Annotated in this window: 11 protein-coding genes; 1 reads left to right on the top strand and 10 read right to left on the bottom strand. The window is 58.3% G+C overall.

Annotation, left to right across the window (positions count from 1 at the left end):
• The 9 genes from GWQ27_RS07060 to GWQ27_RS07020 form a co-directional block, all read right to left on the bottom strand.
• Entirely contained in the window at window positions 1–3,963 is a 3,963-nt protein-coding gene (locus GWQ27_RS07060) for a transporter substrate-binding domain-containing protein (protein WP_275907087.1), read from the bottom strand.
• 54 nt (window positions 3,964–4,017) lie between these two features.
• Window positions 4,018–4,314, bottom strand: coding sequence for an integration host factor subunit alpha (gene ihfA / locus GWQ27_RS07055; RefSeq protein ID WP_005300715.1), 297 nt, complete (start codon window positions 4,312–4,314; stop codon window positions 4,018–4,020).
• A 3-nt stretch (window positions 4,315–4,317) separates the two neighbouring features.
• Window positions 4,318–6,717, bottom strand: a complete 2,400-nt coding sequence (pheT, locus tag GWQ27_RS07050) for a phenylalanine--tRNA ligase subunit beta (RefSeq protein ID WP_275907002.1) — start codon at window positions 6,715–6,717, stop codon at window positions 4,318–4,320.
• Between the two features lie 12 nt (window positions 6,718–6,729).
• Window positions 6,730–7,713, bottom strand: coding sequence for a phenylalanine--tRNA ligase subunit alpha (gene pheS, locus GWQ27_RS07045; protein WP_234576604.1), 984 nt, complete (start codon window positions 7,711–7,713; stop codon window positions 6,730–6,732).
• 322 nt (window positions 7,714–8,035) lie between these two features.
• Entirely contained in the window at window positions 8,036–8,392 is a 357-nt protein-coding gene (rplT, locus tag GWQ27_RS07040) for a 50S ribosomal protein L20 (protein WP_005300683.1), read from the bottom strand.
• A gap of 15 nt (window positions 8,393–8,407) precedes the next feature.
• Window positions 8,408–8,605 carry a 50S ribosomal protein L35 gene (gene rpmI / locus GWQ27_RS07035; RefSeq protein ID WP_005315535.1) on the bottom strand — a complete coding sequence of 66 codons (198 nt, stop codon included), beginning with the start codon at window positions 8,603–8,605 and terminating at the stop codon, window positions 8,408–8,410.
• A gap of 86 nt (window positions 8,606–8,691) precedes the next feature.
• Window positions 8,692–9,222 carry a translation initiation factor IF-3 gene (gene infC / locus GWQ27_RS07030; protein WP_155603220.1) on the bottom strand — a complete coding sequence of 177 codons (531 nt, stop codon included), beginning with the start codon at window positions 9,220–9,222 and terminating at the stop codon, window positions 8,692–8,694.
• Between the two features lie 21 nt (window positions 9,223–9,243).
• Entirely contained in the window at window positions 9,244–11,172 is a 1,929-nt protein-coding gene (thrS, locus tag GWQ27_RS07025; protein ID WP_021138702.1) for a threonine--tRNA ligase, read from the bottom strand.
• Window positions 11,173–11,407: 235 nt separating this feature from the next.
• On the bottom strand, window positions 11,408–11,995 hold the full coding sequence (locus GWQ27_RS07020) for a tetratricopeptide repeat protein (RefSeq protein ID WP_275907001.1): 588 nt from the start codon (window positions 11,993–11,995) through the stop codon (window positions 11,408–11,410).
• A 176-nt stretch (window positions 11,996–12,171) separates the two neighbouring features.
• Here GWQ27_RS07020 and GWQ27_RS07015 point away from each other — a divergent pair, with 176 nt between their 5' ends.
• Window positions 12,172–13,227 carry a PA0069 family radical SAM protein gene (locus GWQ27_RS07015; RefSeq protein ID WP_275907000.1) on the top strand — a complete coding sequence of 352 codons (1,056 nt, stop codon included), beginning with the start codon at window positions 12,172–12,174 and terminating at the stop codon, window positions 13,225–13,227.
• A gap of 83 nt (window positions 13,228–13,310) precedes the next feature.
• Here GWQ27_RS07015 and GWQ27_RS07010 read toward each other — a convergent pair whose 3' ends face one another.
• Window positions 13,311–13,481, bottom strand: coding sequence for a hypothetical protein (locus GWQ27_RS07010; protein ID WP_192895752.1), 171 nt, complete (start codon window positions 13,479–13,481; stop codon window positions 13,311–13,313).
• Window positions 13,482–13,848: the final 367 nt, after the last annotated feature.

Here is a 13,848-nt window from a genome sequence, read left to right as displayed (position 1 = left end):
TCAGACTCTCTCACCTAATCGCCGGCAGACTTCATCCAGAGCGTGCCGCAGCGGGGACATCAGGGGTTGTTGTGGATCCCGTTTCCACTGTTCGATCACCTGGATCAGCGGGGTGGCGCCCACCATTTTGGCCGCCCCCTTCATCTTGTGTAAAGCCGCATCAAGCGCTTCAGCATCTCCTTGTGTGATGCACTGCTCAATGTCAGCCAGATCTTGACGAGTTGCCTCCAGATAGAGGTTTATCAACTCGCGGCTCAGAGGAGGCAGTGCCGGCTCATGCCACCCAGCCCCCATTTCCTTGCCTGCGGTGCCGGGAGAGGGTGCGGACAAGAGGACACTCGTGTCCGCAAGCCTTGGCACGCTGCGCAGTAAATTGGCCAGATCTTTAAGCAGCAGGGGCTTGTCCAGATGTCCTCGACAACCGCAGCTGGCCAGTCGCTGCGCCGCCTGTTCGCTGAGATCGGCGGTGATAACGTAGGCAGGCAGATGGTGCCAGCGCGCAGAATCCCGCAACTGCTGGCACAGCTGGGCACCATCCATCACTGGCATCTGCAGATCGGTCAGCACCAGATCCACGGTTTCGTGCTGCAGGATATCGAGCGCAAGCCGACCATTGGCCGCACTCAGTACCTCAGCCCCCAGCTGGGTCAACTGCATGCTGATCAACACCCGATTCACTTCGTGATCTTCAACCAGCAACACCCGCATCCCCTGCCCCGGCAGACTCATCTCCTCCAGGGCAGAGGACACCAGCCTGGGCTGCAACAGGCTGACCACTGAGCCTGGCACCCAGGGCTCACCCTGCCAGTCCCAATAACGCAGACCCTGATCATCTTCGGCGGCGCGCAGCAATGGGCCGGCGGGCTCCTCGGTCAGGCCGAGCTCGCCAAGCCAGGGCACGAGATAGGCACGCTCCGCATCGTTCAGCTGGATATTGACGCTGGCCACTCTCGGTTGCCAGCGCGGCATCTCGTGCAGCAGCACCAAGGGCAAGCTGCAGGTGAAACGGCTGCCCCCGAGAGGACGCGGTTCGACCCGGATCTCGCCACCCATCTGCTCCATCAGCTGGCGGCTGATGGCCAGCCCCAATCCGGTGCCCTGAGCCCTGGGCTGGCCCTCCTCTCCTCCCTGCTCGAATGGCAGGAACAAGCGAGGCAGCAGATCGTCGCTGATACCCGGCCCGTCATCATCCACGCCGCACAGCAGACGGTTGCCCTGACGGCGTGCCCACAGCACGACTTCACCTGCAGAGCTGAACTTGATGGCATTGGCGAGCAGATTGTGCAGCACCTGCTGCACTCTATGGGGATCCAGCTCCACCTGGGCGGGCAGGTGATGGTCAATATCCAGTCGCAGCTGCAACCGCTTGGAGCGGGCCTTGGACCAGTGCACCGCCGCCACATGCTCGCACAAATCAACCAGATCGGTTGGCTGGGGAGAGAGCGCCAGCTGCCGGTTCTCGTTGCGGCTGAAATCGAGCACATCGTTGAGCAGACCGAGCAGCTCGTCCCCCGCCTGTCTGACATGGGAGAGCGCTGAGTGCTGCTCCGCTGACAAGGGGGTGTGATTGAGCCACTCCAGCAGCCCCAGAATGGCATTCATGGGAGTACGAATTTCATGGCTCACCGCCGCGAGGAAGCGCCCCTTGGCCAGGACGGCCTGTTCGGCCCGCTCATGGGATGCCTGCAAGGCACGCTCCTGCTCGACCCTGGCGGTCACATCCTGCACCACACCGTAAACCCGCCACCCCCCTTCCTGCTGGCTGCGGCCACGACCATAACATTGCAGCCAGCGCGTGCCCTTGACCGGATGTTCATAGCGCAGCGCGTAGGAAAAAGGTTGGCCGGTATGCAACATGGCCAGCATGGGCGCCCGCATCTCACGCCTGTCCTGATGTACAAGACGGCTGAGTGCGCTGTCGGGATGGCGGCGGATCTGCTGGCTGGCCAGGCCCAGCAGCTCGTAACTGCCACGGCTGATAAATTCGACCCGGGTTATTTTCCCCTGCTGCAAGAGGAACTGGATGACGACGCCAGGCACCGTATTGGTAAGGGCGCGCAGACGTCGCTCGGCCTGATGCAGCAAACGCGTGCGCTCGCGCAGGGCGCTGATGTCGGAGAGCGCGATCAGATCCCCCGCCGGTGCCTGCTTGCCCAGTCGCAGCGGGATCTGGGCATAGGAGAACACCTGATCGCCGAGGGTCATTTCCCCTTCGGTTCCCTGCAACTGGGACGGCGGCAGGCTGAGCTCGGCCAGATAGCGGGCTTCCAGCCGTTTGGCCTGCTTGTTGCGCTTGATGATCTCCCCCTGATCATTTCGCAGGAAGACGGGCACAGGCAGTGCCTGGAACAGGGACTCCCTGAACTGACTCTCCAGTGCCAGCGTCTGCTCCATCTCCTGACGCCGGCTCACTTCTCGCGCCAGCTGCTGGCGGGAGCGCCAGATCAACCAGATGACACCAGCACTAATCAGCAATGCAAGCAACACGGATCCCAGCCAGATGCCATAGCTGACGCCACTTTGCTGGGTCAGCACCAGCTGACGCCAGCGCTGGTTGAGATCAGCGTTCTGCTGGCTTGTGATCGTCATCAGACTCTGCTCCATCACACCGGCCAGCCTGGGGCTGTGGTGACTGATGGCAAACCCTAGCCCGAAACGATCCGGCAGCTCCTTGATATCCAGTCCAGCCAGCAGATTGTTGCGAAGCGGATATTGCAACTGATACAGCTCGGCCAGCATGGCGTCCGCCCTGCCCGCCTGTACCTCTGCAATGCCCGACTCAAGGGTCTCGCTCTTGCGCCACTGATGCTTGCCCAAACGGGCCAGCATGTCGGGATCATAGAGGCTGGCGGGCACGACTACCTCACCCTTGATCTCCTCGAGTCGATCGAAAGACCGCAACTTGCGGCTGACCAGGGCATAACGACTGGCTACCACGATGCGAGTGAAATCAAACTCGCCAGTCAAGGCCGGTGTCTCCAGCAGACCCGCCATCATGTCTACCTCGCCACTGCGCAGCTTGGCCAGGGCGTCTTCGGGGTCCTTGACTGGCACCACATGAAAAATCATCCCGGTCTGCTGACTCACCCGGCGCAGCACATCGGCGCTCCAGCCACTGAGCTGCCCCTGCTTGTCGATGCCGCTATAAGGCATCAATGCAGGGTTCACCACCAACTTGACGGCACGGGAGGTACCGACCAGCCAGGCCTGCTCCTTGTCGGTAAAGTGCAAGGGGTTGATATCCTGCTCTCCCTGCTCCAGATAGCGCTCGAGATCCTTGTAGACGCCCCCGGGTGGCATATAGCGAATCGCCATGTCGACCAGCGCCCTGAGCTCTGGCTTGTCGCGCATCATCAGCCGATAGCTGAGCACCAGCTCATCGCTGCGCAAACGGCGCAGACGCAGTCCCACATCCGGGTATTCGCGCATCAGGTAACGCAGTTGCAGGTAGTCGCCGAGGTAGGCCGTTCCCTTGCCCGCTACCAGTGACGAGTACCAGTTGACGGCATCGGTCAGGACCAGCTGGGTCGAATGGGGATAGAGCGTTTTGAGCACCTTGCTCGCCTGCCAAAGGGGTGACACCAGGAAGGTGGCACGCTCCAGCTCACCCTTGTAAAGAATGGCGGACTCGGCTTCCAGCAGGGCGCGACTGAGCGCCATGCCAGGCAACGCCTGCCGTGAAGGGCCTATGTCAGGGATGAGATCGCAGCGCCCCGCCAGCAGGGCCTGCTGAACCGCGGGCCAGTTTGGCAGCTTCTCGTGCAGCAAGGGCACCGGCAGCTGTTCAGCCAGCCGGTCCAGCTGATCGATAAGCAGCCCCCCCGACTCCTCGAGATAGGGCGGCCGGATCAGGGCGGGGTAACAAATGGTCAGCGAGGTGAGAGTGTCGGCATACGCCTGGGTGGCGGGAGACAGAGGCAGCGTCATGGCCTGCACCGGCATGGCCAGCAACAGACCGAACAATAAGTTGGATTTCATCATGAAAAAGTAAAAGCCAGGCGTTTGCCTGGCTTTTTGTCACTCGTTGGGTTCAACATTTTCTACCCTGGCCTTGAGTTTCTGGCCAGGCCGGAAGGTCACCACACGACGGGCGCTGATAGGAATATCCTCGCCTGTCTTGGGGTTGCGTCCGGGACGCTGATTCTTCTCACGAAGGTCAAAGTTACCGAAGCCTGAAATCTTGACTTGTTCACCACGCTCAAGCGCCTGTCTGATTTCCTCAAAGAAGGCTTCCACCATATCTTTGGCTTCACGCTTGCTCATCCCGAGTTGGGTGAACAGGTGCTCTGCAATGTCGGCTTTGGTAAGCGCCATAGATCAATCCCTCAAGGATGCATTCAACTCTTCACCAAGGGCCCGCACGACATTGTCTACGGTCTCGGCAATCTCTTTCTCCTCCAGAGTGCGCTGGGTGTCTTGCAATACAAGACTGATGGCCAGACTCTTCTTGTCCTCGGCCATACCAGCACCCTGGTATACGTCAAACAAGTTTATTCCAACTACCTGATTTCCGCCAACTTTTTTAATTACTGCGAGGACATCACCGGCCAGAACCTGACGGTCTACCACCACGGCGATATCACGACGGTTGGCTGGGAAGCGAGAAACCTCGGCAGCAACCGGCACCTTGGCAGGGAGCAGCTTGTTCAATTCCAGCTCGAACATGATGGCCCGGGTCTTGAGACCCAGCTTCTTCTCGAGGCTCGGGTGGATCACGCCGATATGGCCGAACACCTCGCCATTGCGCAAAATGGCTGCGCTCTGGCCCGGGTGCAGGGCACTGTGCTCGGTACGCTCGAAGCTGAAAGTAGCTCCTTCGGCAGTCAAGTCCAGCACGGCTTCCAGATCCCCTTTCAAATCAAAGAAGTCAGCTGCGCGGCTCTTGATGTCCCAGTGCTCGTCGCTCTGGTTGCCGGTGATGATACCGGCCAGCATCGGCTCCTGACGGATGCCGTTCTCGGCGCTCGCGTCCTTGATGAAACGCAGACCCTGCTCGAACAGACGTACCCGCGGCTGCTGACGATTCTGGTTGTAGACCACCGCCTGCACCAGACCCGGGAAGAGCGACACACGCATGGCGGACATCTCGACCGAAATCGGGTTCGGCAACACGATGGCATCGCTTTGCGGATAGAGCAGTTGCTGCGCTTTGGGATCGACGAAGCTGTAGGTGATCGCTTCCTGGAAGCCGCGGTCAACCAGCAGGTCACGCACCCGCTTGAGGGTCACCTGCCCTTCAGCCTGCTCCACCATCGCCAGAGAGGCAGCGGGTTTGAGGTTCGGGATATTGTTGTAGCCGTAGATGCGGGCCACTTCCTCGATGAGATCTTCCTCGATGGCGATATCGAAACGCCAGGAGGGTGCCAGTGCAGTCCAACCGTCGGCATCCACAGTCACCTGCATGCCGAGGCGAGTCAGGATCTCGACCACCTGAGCATCAGCCACGCTGATACCGATCACTTTGTCGAGCTTGGTGCGACGCAGCTTGATGGGGGCCGCTTTGGGCAGATGGGCATCGGATTTGACCTCGATGACCGGACCGGCTTCGCCGCCGCACTCTCCGCCACAAATGTCCAGCAGCAGACGGGTGGCTCTGTCCATCACCTTGGCTTGCAGTTGTGGATCGACCCCGCGCTCGAAGCGATGGGAAGAGTCGGTATGCAGACCGTAGGCACGGGCACGACCCGTGATGGAGAGCGGCGCGAAGAAGGCGCACTCCAGCAGAATGTCGGTGGTGGTCTCGGACACACCGGTGCGATCACCGCCGAAGATACCGGCCATACAGGCAGGGCCTTTGGCATCGGCAATCACCAGGGTGGTCTCTTTGAGCTTCACCTCGTTTCCGTCGAGCAGGGTCATCGGCTCGTCAGCACGGGCGCGACGCACCACCAGTTCCCCAGCCAGCTTGGCCAGATCGAAGGCGTGCATCGGCTGACCGTATTCCAGCAACAGGTAGTTGGTGATGTCTACGATGGCGTCGATGGAGCGGATACCGCCACGGCGCAGCTTCTCTTGCATCCAGAGCGGGCTCTTGGCTTGCAGGTTCAGCCCTTTGATGACGCGGCCAAGATAACGGGGGCAATCGGCTGGCGCCTCCACCCGGATCGGGAAGGTGACATCACAGGTGGCAACAGCAGGTGCCCAGATCGGCTCAACCACGTCAACGCTGTTGAGCACGCCGATTTCACGGGCGAGCCCCGCGATACCAAGGCAATCAGCACGGTTCGGGGTCAAGTCCACGTCAATGGAGACGTCGTTCAGATTGAGATAGTCGCGAATATCGGTGCCGATGGGGGCATCGGCCGGCAGCTCGATGATGCCGTCAGCCTCGACGTCGATACCCAGCTCAGTGAAGGAGCAGAGCATGCCGTGGGACGGCTGGCCACGCAGTTTGGCTTTCTTGATGGTGAAATCACCCGGCAGGGTCGCCCCTACTTTGGCAACGCACACTTTCAAGCCAGCGCGGCAGTTCGGCGCGCCGCAGACGATGTCCAGCAGCTCGGCCTCGCCCACGTTGACCTTGGTCACCCGCAGCTTGTCGGCGTCCGGATGCTGGGCGCACTCGACCACTTCACCCACGACCACATTGTTGAACTGGCCAGCCACCGCTTCCACGGCGTCCACTTCCAGACCAGCCATGGTGATCTGCTCGGCCAGTGCATTGTCACTCAACTCGGTGCGGACCCACTCCATCACCCAGGATTTACTGAATTTCATGTTCTCTCGCCCTTACTTGAACTGCTTGAGGAAGCGCAGGTCGTTTTCGAAGAAGGCACGCAGGTCGTTGACCCCGTAACGCAGCATGGTCAGGCGCTCAACGCCCATGCCGAAGGCAAAGCCGGAGTATTTTTCCGGATCGATACCGACCGAACGCAGTACGTTCGGGTGCACCATGCCGCAACCCAGCACTTCCAGCCACTTGCCGTTCTTGCCCATGACGTCCACTTCGGCACTCGGCTCGGTGAACGGGAAATAGGAAGGACGGAAGCGAATGGTGAGATCTTCCTCGAAGTAGTTGCGCAGGAAATCGTGCAGTATGCCTTTGAGCTCGGTAAAGCTGGCATGCTCGTCAACCAGCAGGCCTTCAACTTGGTGGAACATCGGTGTGTGGGTCATGTCGTAGTCGTTACGATAGACGCGGCCCGGCGCTATGATGCGGATCGGCGGTTGCTGATGTTCCATGGTGCGGATCTGCACACCCGAGGTGTGGGTACGCAGCATCAGATCGGGATTGAAGTAGAAGGTGTCGTGATCGGTACGTGCCGGGTGATGAGCCGGAATGTTCAACGCATCGAAGTTGTGGAAGCCATCTTCAATTTCGGGACCGCGTTCCACCTTGAACCCCATCTCGCCAAACAGGCGTTCGATGCGCTCAATGGTACGGGTCACAGGGTGCAGACCACCATTCTCGATGCGACGGCCCGGCAGGCTCACATCGATGGTCTCGGCAGCCAACTTCTGGTTCAGCTCCTGCTCCACCAGTGCATCACGGCGTGCGTTCAGGGCATCCTGAACCTGCTGCTTGGCCTGGTTGATCACGGCGCCCGCTGCGGGACGCTCTTCGGCGGACAAGGCGCCCAATGTCTTCATCTGCTCGGTAAAAAAGCCTTTTTTACCCAGATATTTGACCCGGATTTCGTCGAGGGTCGCAACGTCGTTGACGCCCTCAATATCGGCCTTGGCCTGGCCGACTACTTCTTCAAGCTGTTGCATGTCTTCCTCGTCACCACTCCCGAAACAGGAGCCTGTTAGGCTAAATAAGGTCAAGAGGGGAATAATACAAAAAAAGCCCCTTCGCTGACCATAGTTAAGGTGGCCTTTTCTCCCTAGAAATCATTTTGTTATCGGGGAAGAGGCTGACCCGCTCCCCTCTCCCCGTTAAATATGGGGAAACAATACTAGTTTGTTGGCATATTATGAAATCATGTTGCAGATATACAGAGGTAACAGTCGGGTCTGACAACAGAACTGGATAAATTGCAGACAACAAAAAAGGAGGCCTGAGCCTCCTTTTATCTTTCATAACAGAACCGGATTAAACCAGTGCTGCTTTAGCCTTTTCAACCAGGGCGGTGAAAGCCAACTTGTCGTGAACGGCGATATCGGACAGGATCTTGCGATCGATCTCGATAGAAGCCTTCTTCAGACCGTTGATCAGACGGCTGTAGGACAGACCGTTCTGACGTGCTGCAGCGTTGATACGCGCAATCCACAGCTGACGGAACTGACGCTTTTTCTGGCGACGGTCACGGTAGGCATACTGACCAGCTTTGGTTACCGCTTGTACCGCTACGCGGTAAACACGGGAACGGGCGCCGTAGTAACCTTTGGCGGCTTTCATTACTTTCTTGTGACGAGCTCGAGCAGTCACACCACGTTTAACTCTTGGCATTTTTTACATCCCCCCTTATGCGTACGGCAGACAAGCGACAACACGTTTGTGGTCGGCAGCGGAAACCATGAACTTCGGTCCCAGCTTGCGCTTACGCTTGCTGCTCTTCTTGGTCAGGATGTGACGCAGGTGGTTATGCTTGCACTTGAAGCGACCCGAGCCAGTCTTTTTGAAGCGCTTTGCAGCACCCCGGTTGGTTTTCATCTTCGGCATTTCATACTCCGCATTGTGAGTGACAACAAAATCGCAAGGCGAACCAACTCATGGGCGCAAACCCATGAGTCAATTTCTTGTGGGCCTTAAGATTTCTTCTTGGGTGCGAGGACCATCACAGCTTGACGGCCTTCGACTTTCGGGAACGACTCCACTACGGCCAACTCTTCCAGATCGTTCTTGACGCGCTCCAGAACCTTGATACCAAGATCCTGGTGAGCCATTTCACGACCACGGAAGCGCAGGGTGACCTTAGCCTTGTCCCCGTCTTCTAGAAAGCGAACCAGGTTGCGTAGTTTTACCTGATAGTCGCCTTCGTCAGTACCAGGACGGAATTTGATTTCCTTGACCTGGACGACTTTCTGCTTTTTCTTCTGTTCTTTGGTTGTTTTGCTCTTTTCGTAGAGGAATTTGCCGTAATCCATGATGCGGCAAACGGGCGGTTCAGCGTTAGGACTGATCTCGACCAGATCTACTCCAGCCTCAAGGGCCAAGTTCAGTGCATCATGGATCTCGACGACACCCAAAGGCTCTCCGTCAATACCAGTGAGACGAACTTCTTTCAGACGAATCTCGGTATTGATCCGGTGAGCGCGGGCTTGCGGTTGCTTGCCCAGTTTTTTTCCGCCTTTTATAGCTTATTCCTCCACTTTCTTTTGTCCGCGGGTCTGAACTTCCTGGGTCAACAGAGCAACTAGCTCTTCAACAGGATAAGTGCCCAAGTCAGCCCCTTTACGAGTCCGTACTGCAATCTTACCGGCTTCAACTTCTTTATCGCCGCAGACCAGCATGAAAGGTACTCGCTTCAAAGTATGCTCGCGGATTTTAAAGCCAATCTTCTCATTTCTCAAGTCCGCTTTTGCGCGAAGACCCGCATCATTCAATGCTTTGGCTACTTTTACCGCATAATCGGCCTGATTATCTGTGATATTCATGACCACAGCCTGAGTCGGAGCCAACCAAGTCGGGAACAGTCCGGCGTACTCTTCGGTCAGAATACCGATGAAACGCTCGAGTGAACCCAGAATGGCCCGGTGGATCATCACCGGTACGTGGCGTTCGTTGTCTTCACCCACATACGTGGCACCCAGACGTCCAGGCAGGGCAAAGTCGAGCTGCACGGTACCACACTGCCAAGCACGATCAAGGCAATCATGCAGGGTAAATTCGATTTTGGGACCGTAGAAGGCGCCCTCACCCGGCTGCAAATCGTACTTCAGGCCGTTCAGCACCAGGGCTTCGGCCAAGGCGGCCTCGGCGCGATCCCAGGCTTCATCGGAACCGATACGCTGCTCAGGACGGGTTGAGAGCTTGACCACGATATTTTCAAAACCAAAAGTACCGTAGACGTCATAGACCATACGGATACAGGCAGACACCTCTTCCATGATCTGCTCTTCGGTACAGAAGATGTGGGCATCATCCTGAGTAAAACCACGCACCCGCATCAGACCATGCAGGGAGCCGGACGGCTCGTTGCGGTGGCAGGAGCCGAACTCGGCCATGCGCAGCGGCAGATCGCGGTAAGACTTCAGACCCTGGTTGAAGATCTGCACGTGACCAGGGCAGTTCATCGGCTTGATGGCGTATTCGCGGTTTTCGGACTGGGTGGTGAACATGGCCTGGGCATACTTCTCCCAGTGGCCTGAACGCTCCCACAGCACCCTGTCCATCATGAAGGGACCCTTCACTTCCTGATAGTCGTACTCTTTGAGCTTGCCACGGATGAAGGTTTCCAGCTCACGGAAGATGGTCCAGCCATCGTTGTGCCAGAACACCATGCCAGGCGCTTCTTCCTGCATGTGATACAGGTCGAGCTGCTTGCCTATCTTGCGGTGGTCGCGCTTGGACGCCTCTTCCAGACGCTGCAGGTAGCCTTTGAGCTGCTTCTTGTCAGCCCAGGCCGTGCCGTAAATGCGCTGCAGCATCTTATTGTTGGAATCGCCACGCCAGTAGGCGCCAGACATTTTCTGCAACTTGAAGTGGTGGCAGTGACGCATGTTGGGCACGTGCGGGCCACGACACATATCGACGTACTCTTCGTGATGATACAGACCTGGCTGGTCATCACGGGCAATATTCTGATCCAGGATCTCGACCTTGTAAGTCTCGCCACGGGCTTCGAACACGTCGCGCGCTTCCTGCCAGGAGACTTTTTTCTTGATAACGTCGTAATCCTTGGCGGCCAGCGCCAGCATGCGCTCTTCCAGGGCAGCCAGATCGTCGTCGGTCAGGGTACGATCCAGATCGATGTCGTAGTAGAAACCGTTATCGATGACAGGGCCTATGGCCATCTTGGTCTGGGGCCAGAGTTGCTTGATGGCATGACCCAGCAGGTGAGCACAGGAGTGGCGCAGTATGTCCAGACCTTCTTCGTCTTTGGCGGTGATGATGGCCAGGGAGGCATCGGCTTCGATGAGCTCGCAGGCATCCACCAGTTCACCGTTTACCCGACCGGCAATGCACGCCTTGGCGAGACCCGGACCTATGTCCGCGGCCACGTCCATGACGGAAACGGAGTGGGCAAATTGACGTTGGCTGCCGTCAGGCAGAGTAATGATTGGCATTGTGTGTTTCCTTATACAGTGGTGCCCCCTACCAAAGGGCACATGCGGGATGGAAGAAATCATTCAAAAAGGGTGATGTTCTGGCTCTCTACAGCACTTTGCAGAGGCGCACTGCGCCGCAAACAGCTTGCTTAACGGCACAAGGCAAACCAAAAACCGGACCATGCTACCAGAAGTAGGCGGGACTGTATCGAGTTTGGTGAGATTTTCTACAACCAAATGAATCGCTTGCCAGTCACTCACCCAGCAGGGGTTGCCAGTTGAAATCGAAGGTACTGCTCCCCTCCTCGGCCAGGGCAAGCTCCTCCAACACCTTCAATGCAAGCTTGTTGCCCTTCTGCGAGGCCTGATAGAGCCACTGTTTGGCCTGGGGCAGATCGACCCGACCACGTACCCCCATCAGGTGCAGCACGCCGACTTTGAGCATGGCGGGCACGTCACCGTTGCGGGCCGCCAGCTCCATCCAGTGAAATGCCTCCCGCAGGTCCCGTTTCACCCCGGCGCCGCGCAGATAGACCTCCGCCAGCCGGTATTGGCCAAAGGCGTCTCCGGCCTGCGCCGACTGGCGATAAAGGCTGATGGCTTGCTCCATGTCCTGCGCCGTGCCCTGCCCCACCTCGTGGCTCCAGCCCATCAGCGCCTGAGCCCGGGGGATCCCCTGCTCGGCCAGCGGTTGCCAGATCTTTGTCGCCGTCTCGAACTGGCCGCTACGCCAAGCTCGATTGGCCGATGCCAGCTCCTGCTCGGTGGAGAGCGGGATCAGCCGCCAGATGACCAGGCCAAGCACACCGATAAACAGCCAGCGGGAGACAATGGGTTTCATGATGATTTCCGTGATCCAGTTCGCATTTTGTCTATGTAAACGAAATGTATCAGGGGGATCAAGCAAGAGATCTATTTGTCATGCTGCTTTAAGCAAGGAAGCGATGGCGAGAGCTTGTGTTTTGGCTCTGAGGCTTGCAAGATGACTGTATATATAAACAGTGTCGGTGTGATGTGATGGCAGGACGAGGCAGTTTCCACAATGTTGATCACCGCTTCAGCGGCCAGCGGGTCGACGCGGTCGATGACGGCTGGGCTCAACCCGAGTGGGAAGCGGCATTTGCCGCCAGTGATCCCCGCACCGAGGTGAAGGAGATAACCGCCCGCAGCATCATCAGTTACAACCGCTCGCCGGATGTGCCCTTTGGTCGATCCATCAACCCCTATCAGGGCTGTGAGCATGGCTGCATCTACTGCTATGCCAGACCGAGTCACGCCTATCTGGAGCTCTCCCCCGGCCTCGACTTCGAGACCAGGCTGTTTGCCAAGCTCAATGCCGCCGAGCTGTTGCGCCGGGAGTTTGCCAAGCCAACCTATCAGCCACAGACCATAGTGCTCGGCGCCAACACCGATCCTTACCAGCCCATCGAGCATCACTATCGCCTCACCCGCCAATTGCTGGAAGTGATGCAGGCCCATCGCCACCCGGTCGGCATCATCACCAAGAGCGCCATGATATTGCGCGACCTCGATCTGCTGGCCGAACTGGCTCGGGAGGGACTCTGTCAGGTGATGGTGTCGGTGACGACATTGAATGAAACCTTGCGCCGTCAGCTGGAACCCAGAGCCAGCACAGGCACGGGTCGGCTCAAGGTGATTGAAAAGCTGGCACAGGCAGGAGTACCGGTCGGCGTGCTGGCGGCGCCCATGATCCCGCGCCTCAACGAACCGGAGCTCGAGCACATCATCAAGGCGGCAGCCGAAGCCGGCGCCCAGAGCGCCGACTACATACTGCTGCGATTGCCCCACGAGCTGACCACACTGTTCAGAGACTGGCTGGAGGAGCACTACCCCGGCCAGAAGGAGGCCATCCTGAACCAGTTGCGAGCCAGTCGGGATGGCGGGCTCAACAGCCCCGCCTTTGGCACCCGCATGCGCGGTGAGGGCCAGTTTGCGGACTTGCTCGCCCAGCGCTTTCGGCTCATCAACAAGCGTTTGGGCCTGGGCAAGCGCCATCTTCAGCTGCGGCGGGACGGCTTTATCCGCCCGGGTGAACAACTGCGGCTCTTCTGATCGCCCCGACAGCATCAACAAGGATCACAACGCCTCCCCTTAATCGGCGCACCACAAGGTTAACCATGCCGACAAGCAGGGCCTCAACCCCTTGGCCGAGGCGCGTGCGTGGCCTTGCCCTGTGCAGTCAATTCGGCGGGCAGTCGTGCAGGCTCATGGGCCACTTCGTCCTCATGCTCCTCTGTCAGCGATCCTTGCTGATGTTCGCCCCATACCCGGCTCCACCAGATCTCCCACATTACCCAGCTAGTCATAAGATGCTCCTGTTGATGGATGCAGGCGCCAGGCCCGCTTGGCATGCTTGTTGAGTACAAGGGGCAGCTTGGCCCCGCCCAATGACAGCGAGATGACACCAGCATGAAGGATTTGGGGTAAATTGCGGGAGTGCGGCAATGCAGAGGAATCAAAGCGGGCCCGATCAGCTGGCTCCCAGAGGCGGATGTAAAAGCAGCAGCAAGGCACAAACAGCAATAAAAAGAGCGACCCAAGGGTCGTAATGCCAGTCAGTTAAGCCTGACTGGCATTGTTTTTATTGGCTTTTTTTACACTGTATTTCTGTGGCCTTGGCTTCACGCAGCGGGGGTAGCTTCGTTCCCTTCGTGCCGGCAGCACAAACTGCCC

The sequence above is a fragment of the Aeromonas sp. 5HA1 genome, from assembly GCF_029237245.1.
Taxonomy (GTDB): Bacteria; Pseudomonadota; Gammaproteobacteria; order Enterobacterales; family Aeromonadaceae; genus Aeromonas; species Aeromonas salmonicida.
Note: the sequence above shows the minus strand (reverse complement) of the source record. Positions and strands in the feature narration are given on the sequence as shown.

Coding starts and splice junctions, on each gene's coding strand:
- ihfA (WP_005300715.1), bottom strand. CDS start 4,314: ATGGCGCTTACCAAAGCCGACATTGCAGAGCACCTGTTCACCCAACTC.
- pheT (WP_275907002.1), bottom strand. CDS start 6,717: ATGAAATTCAGTAAATCCTGGGTGATGGAGTGGGTCCGCACCGAGTTG.
- pheS (WP_234576604.1), bottom strand. CDS start 7,713: ATGCAACAGCTTGAAGAAGTAGTCGGCCAGGCCAAGGCCGATATTGAG.
- rplT (WP_005300683.1), bottom strand. CDS start 8,392: ATGCCAAGAGTTAAACGTGGTGTGACTGCTCGAGCTCGTCACAAGAAA.
- rpmI (WP_005315535.1), bottom strand. CDS start 8,605: ATGCCGAAGATGAAAACCAACCGGGGTGCTGCAAAGCGCTTCAAAAAG.
- thrS (WP_021138702.1), bottom strand. CDS start 11,172: ATGCCAATCATTACTCTGCCTGACGGCAGCCAACGTCAATTTGCCCAC.
- GWQ27_RS07020 (WP_275907001.1), bottom strand. CDS start 11,995: ATGAAACCCATTGTCTCCCGCTGGCTGTTTATCGGTGTGCTTGGCCTG.
- GWQ27_RS07015 (WP_275907000.1), top strand. CDS start 12,172: ATGGCAGGACGAGGCAGTTTCCACAATGTTGATCACCGCTTCAGCGGC.
- GWQ27_RS07010 (WP_192895752.1), bottom strand. CDS start 13,481: ATGACTAGCTGGGTAATGTGGGAGATCTGGTGGAGCCGGGTATGGGGC.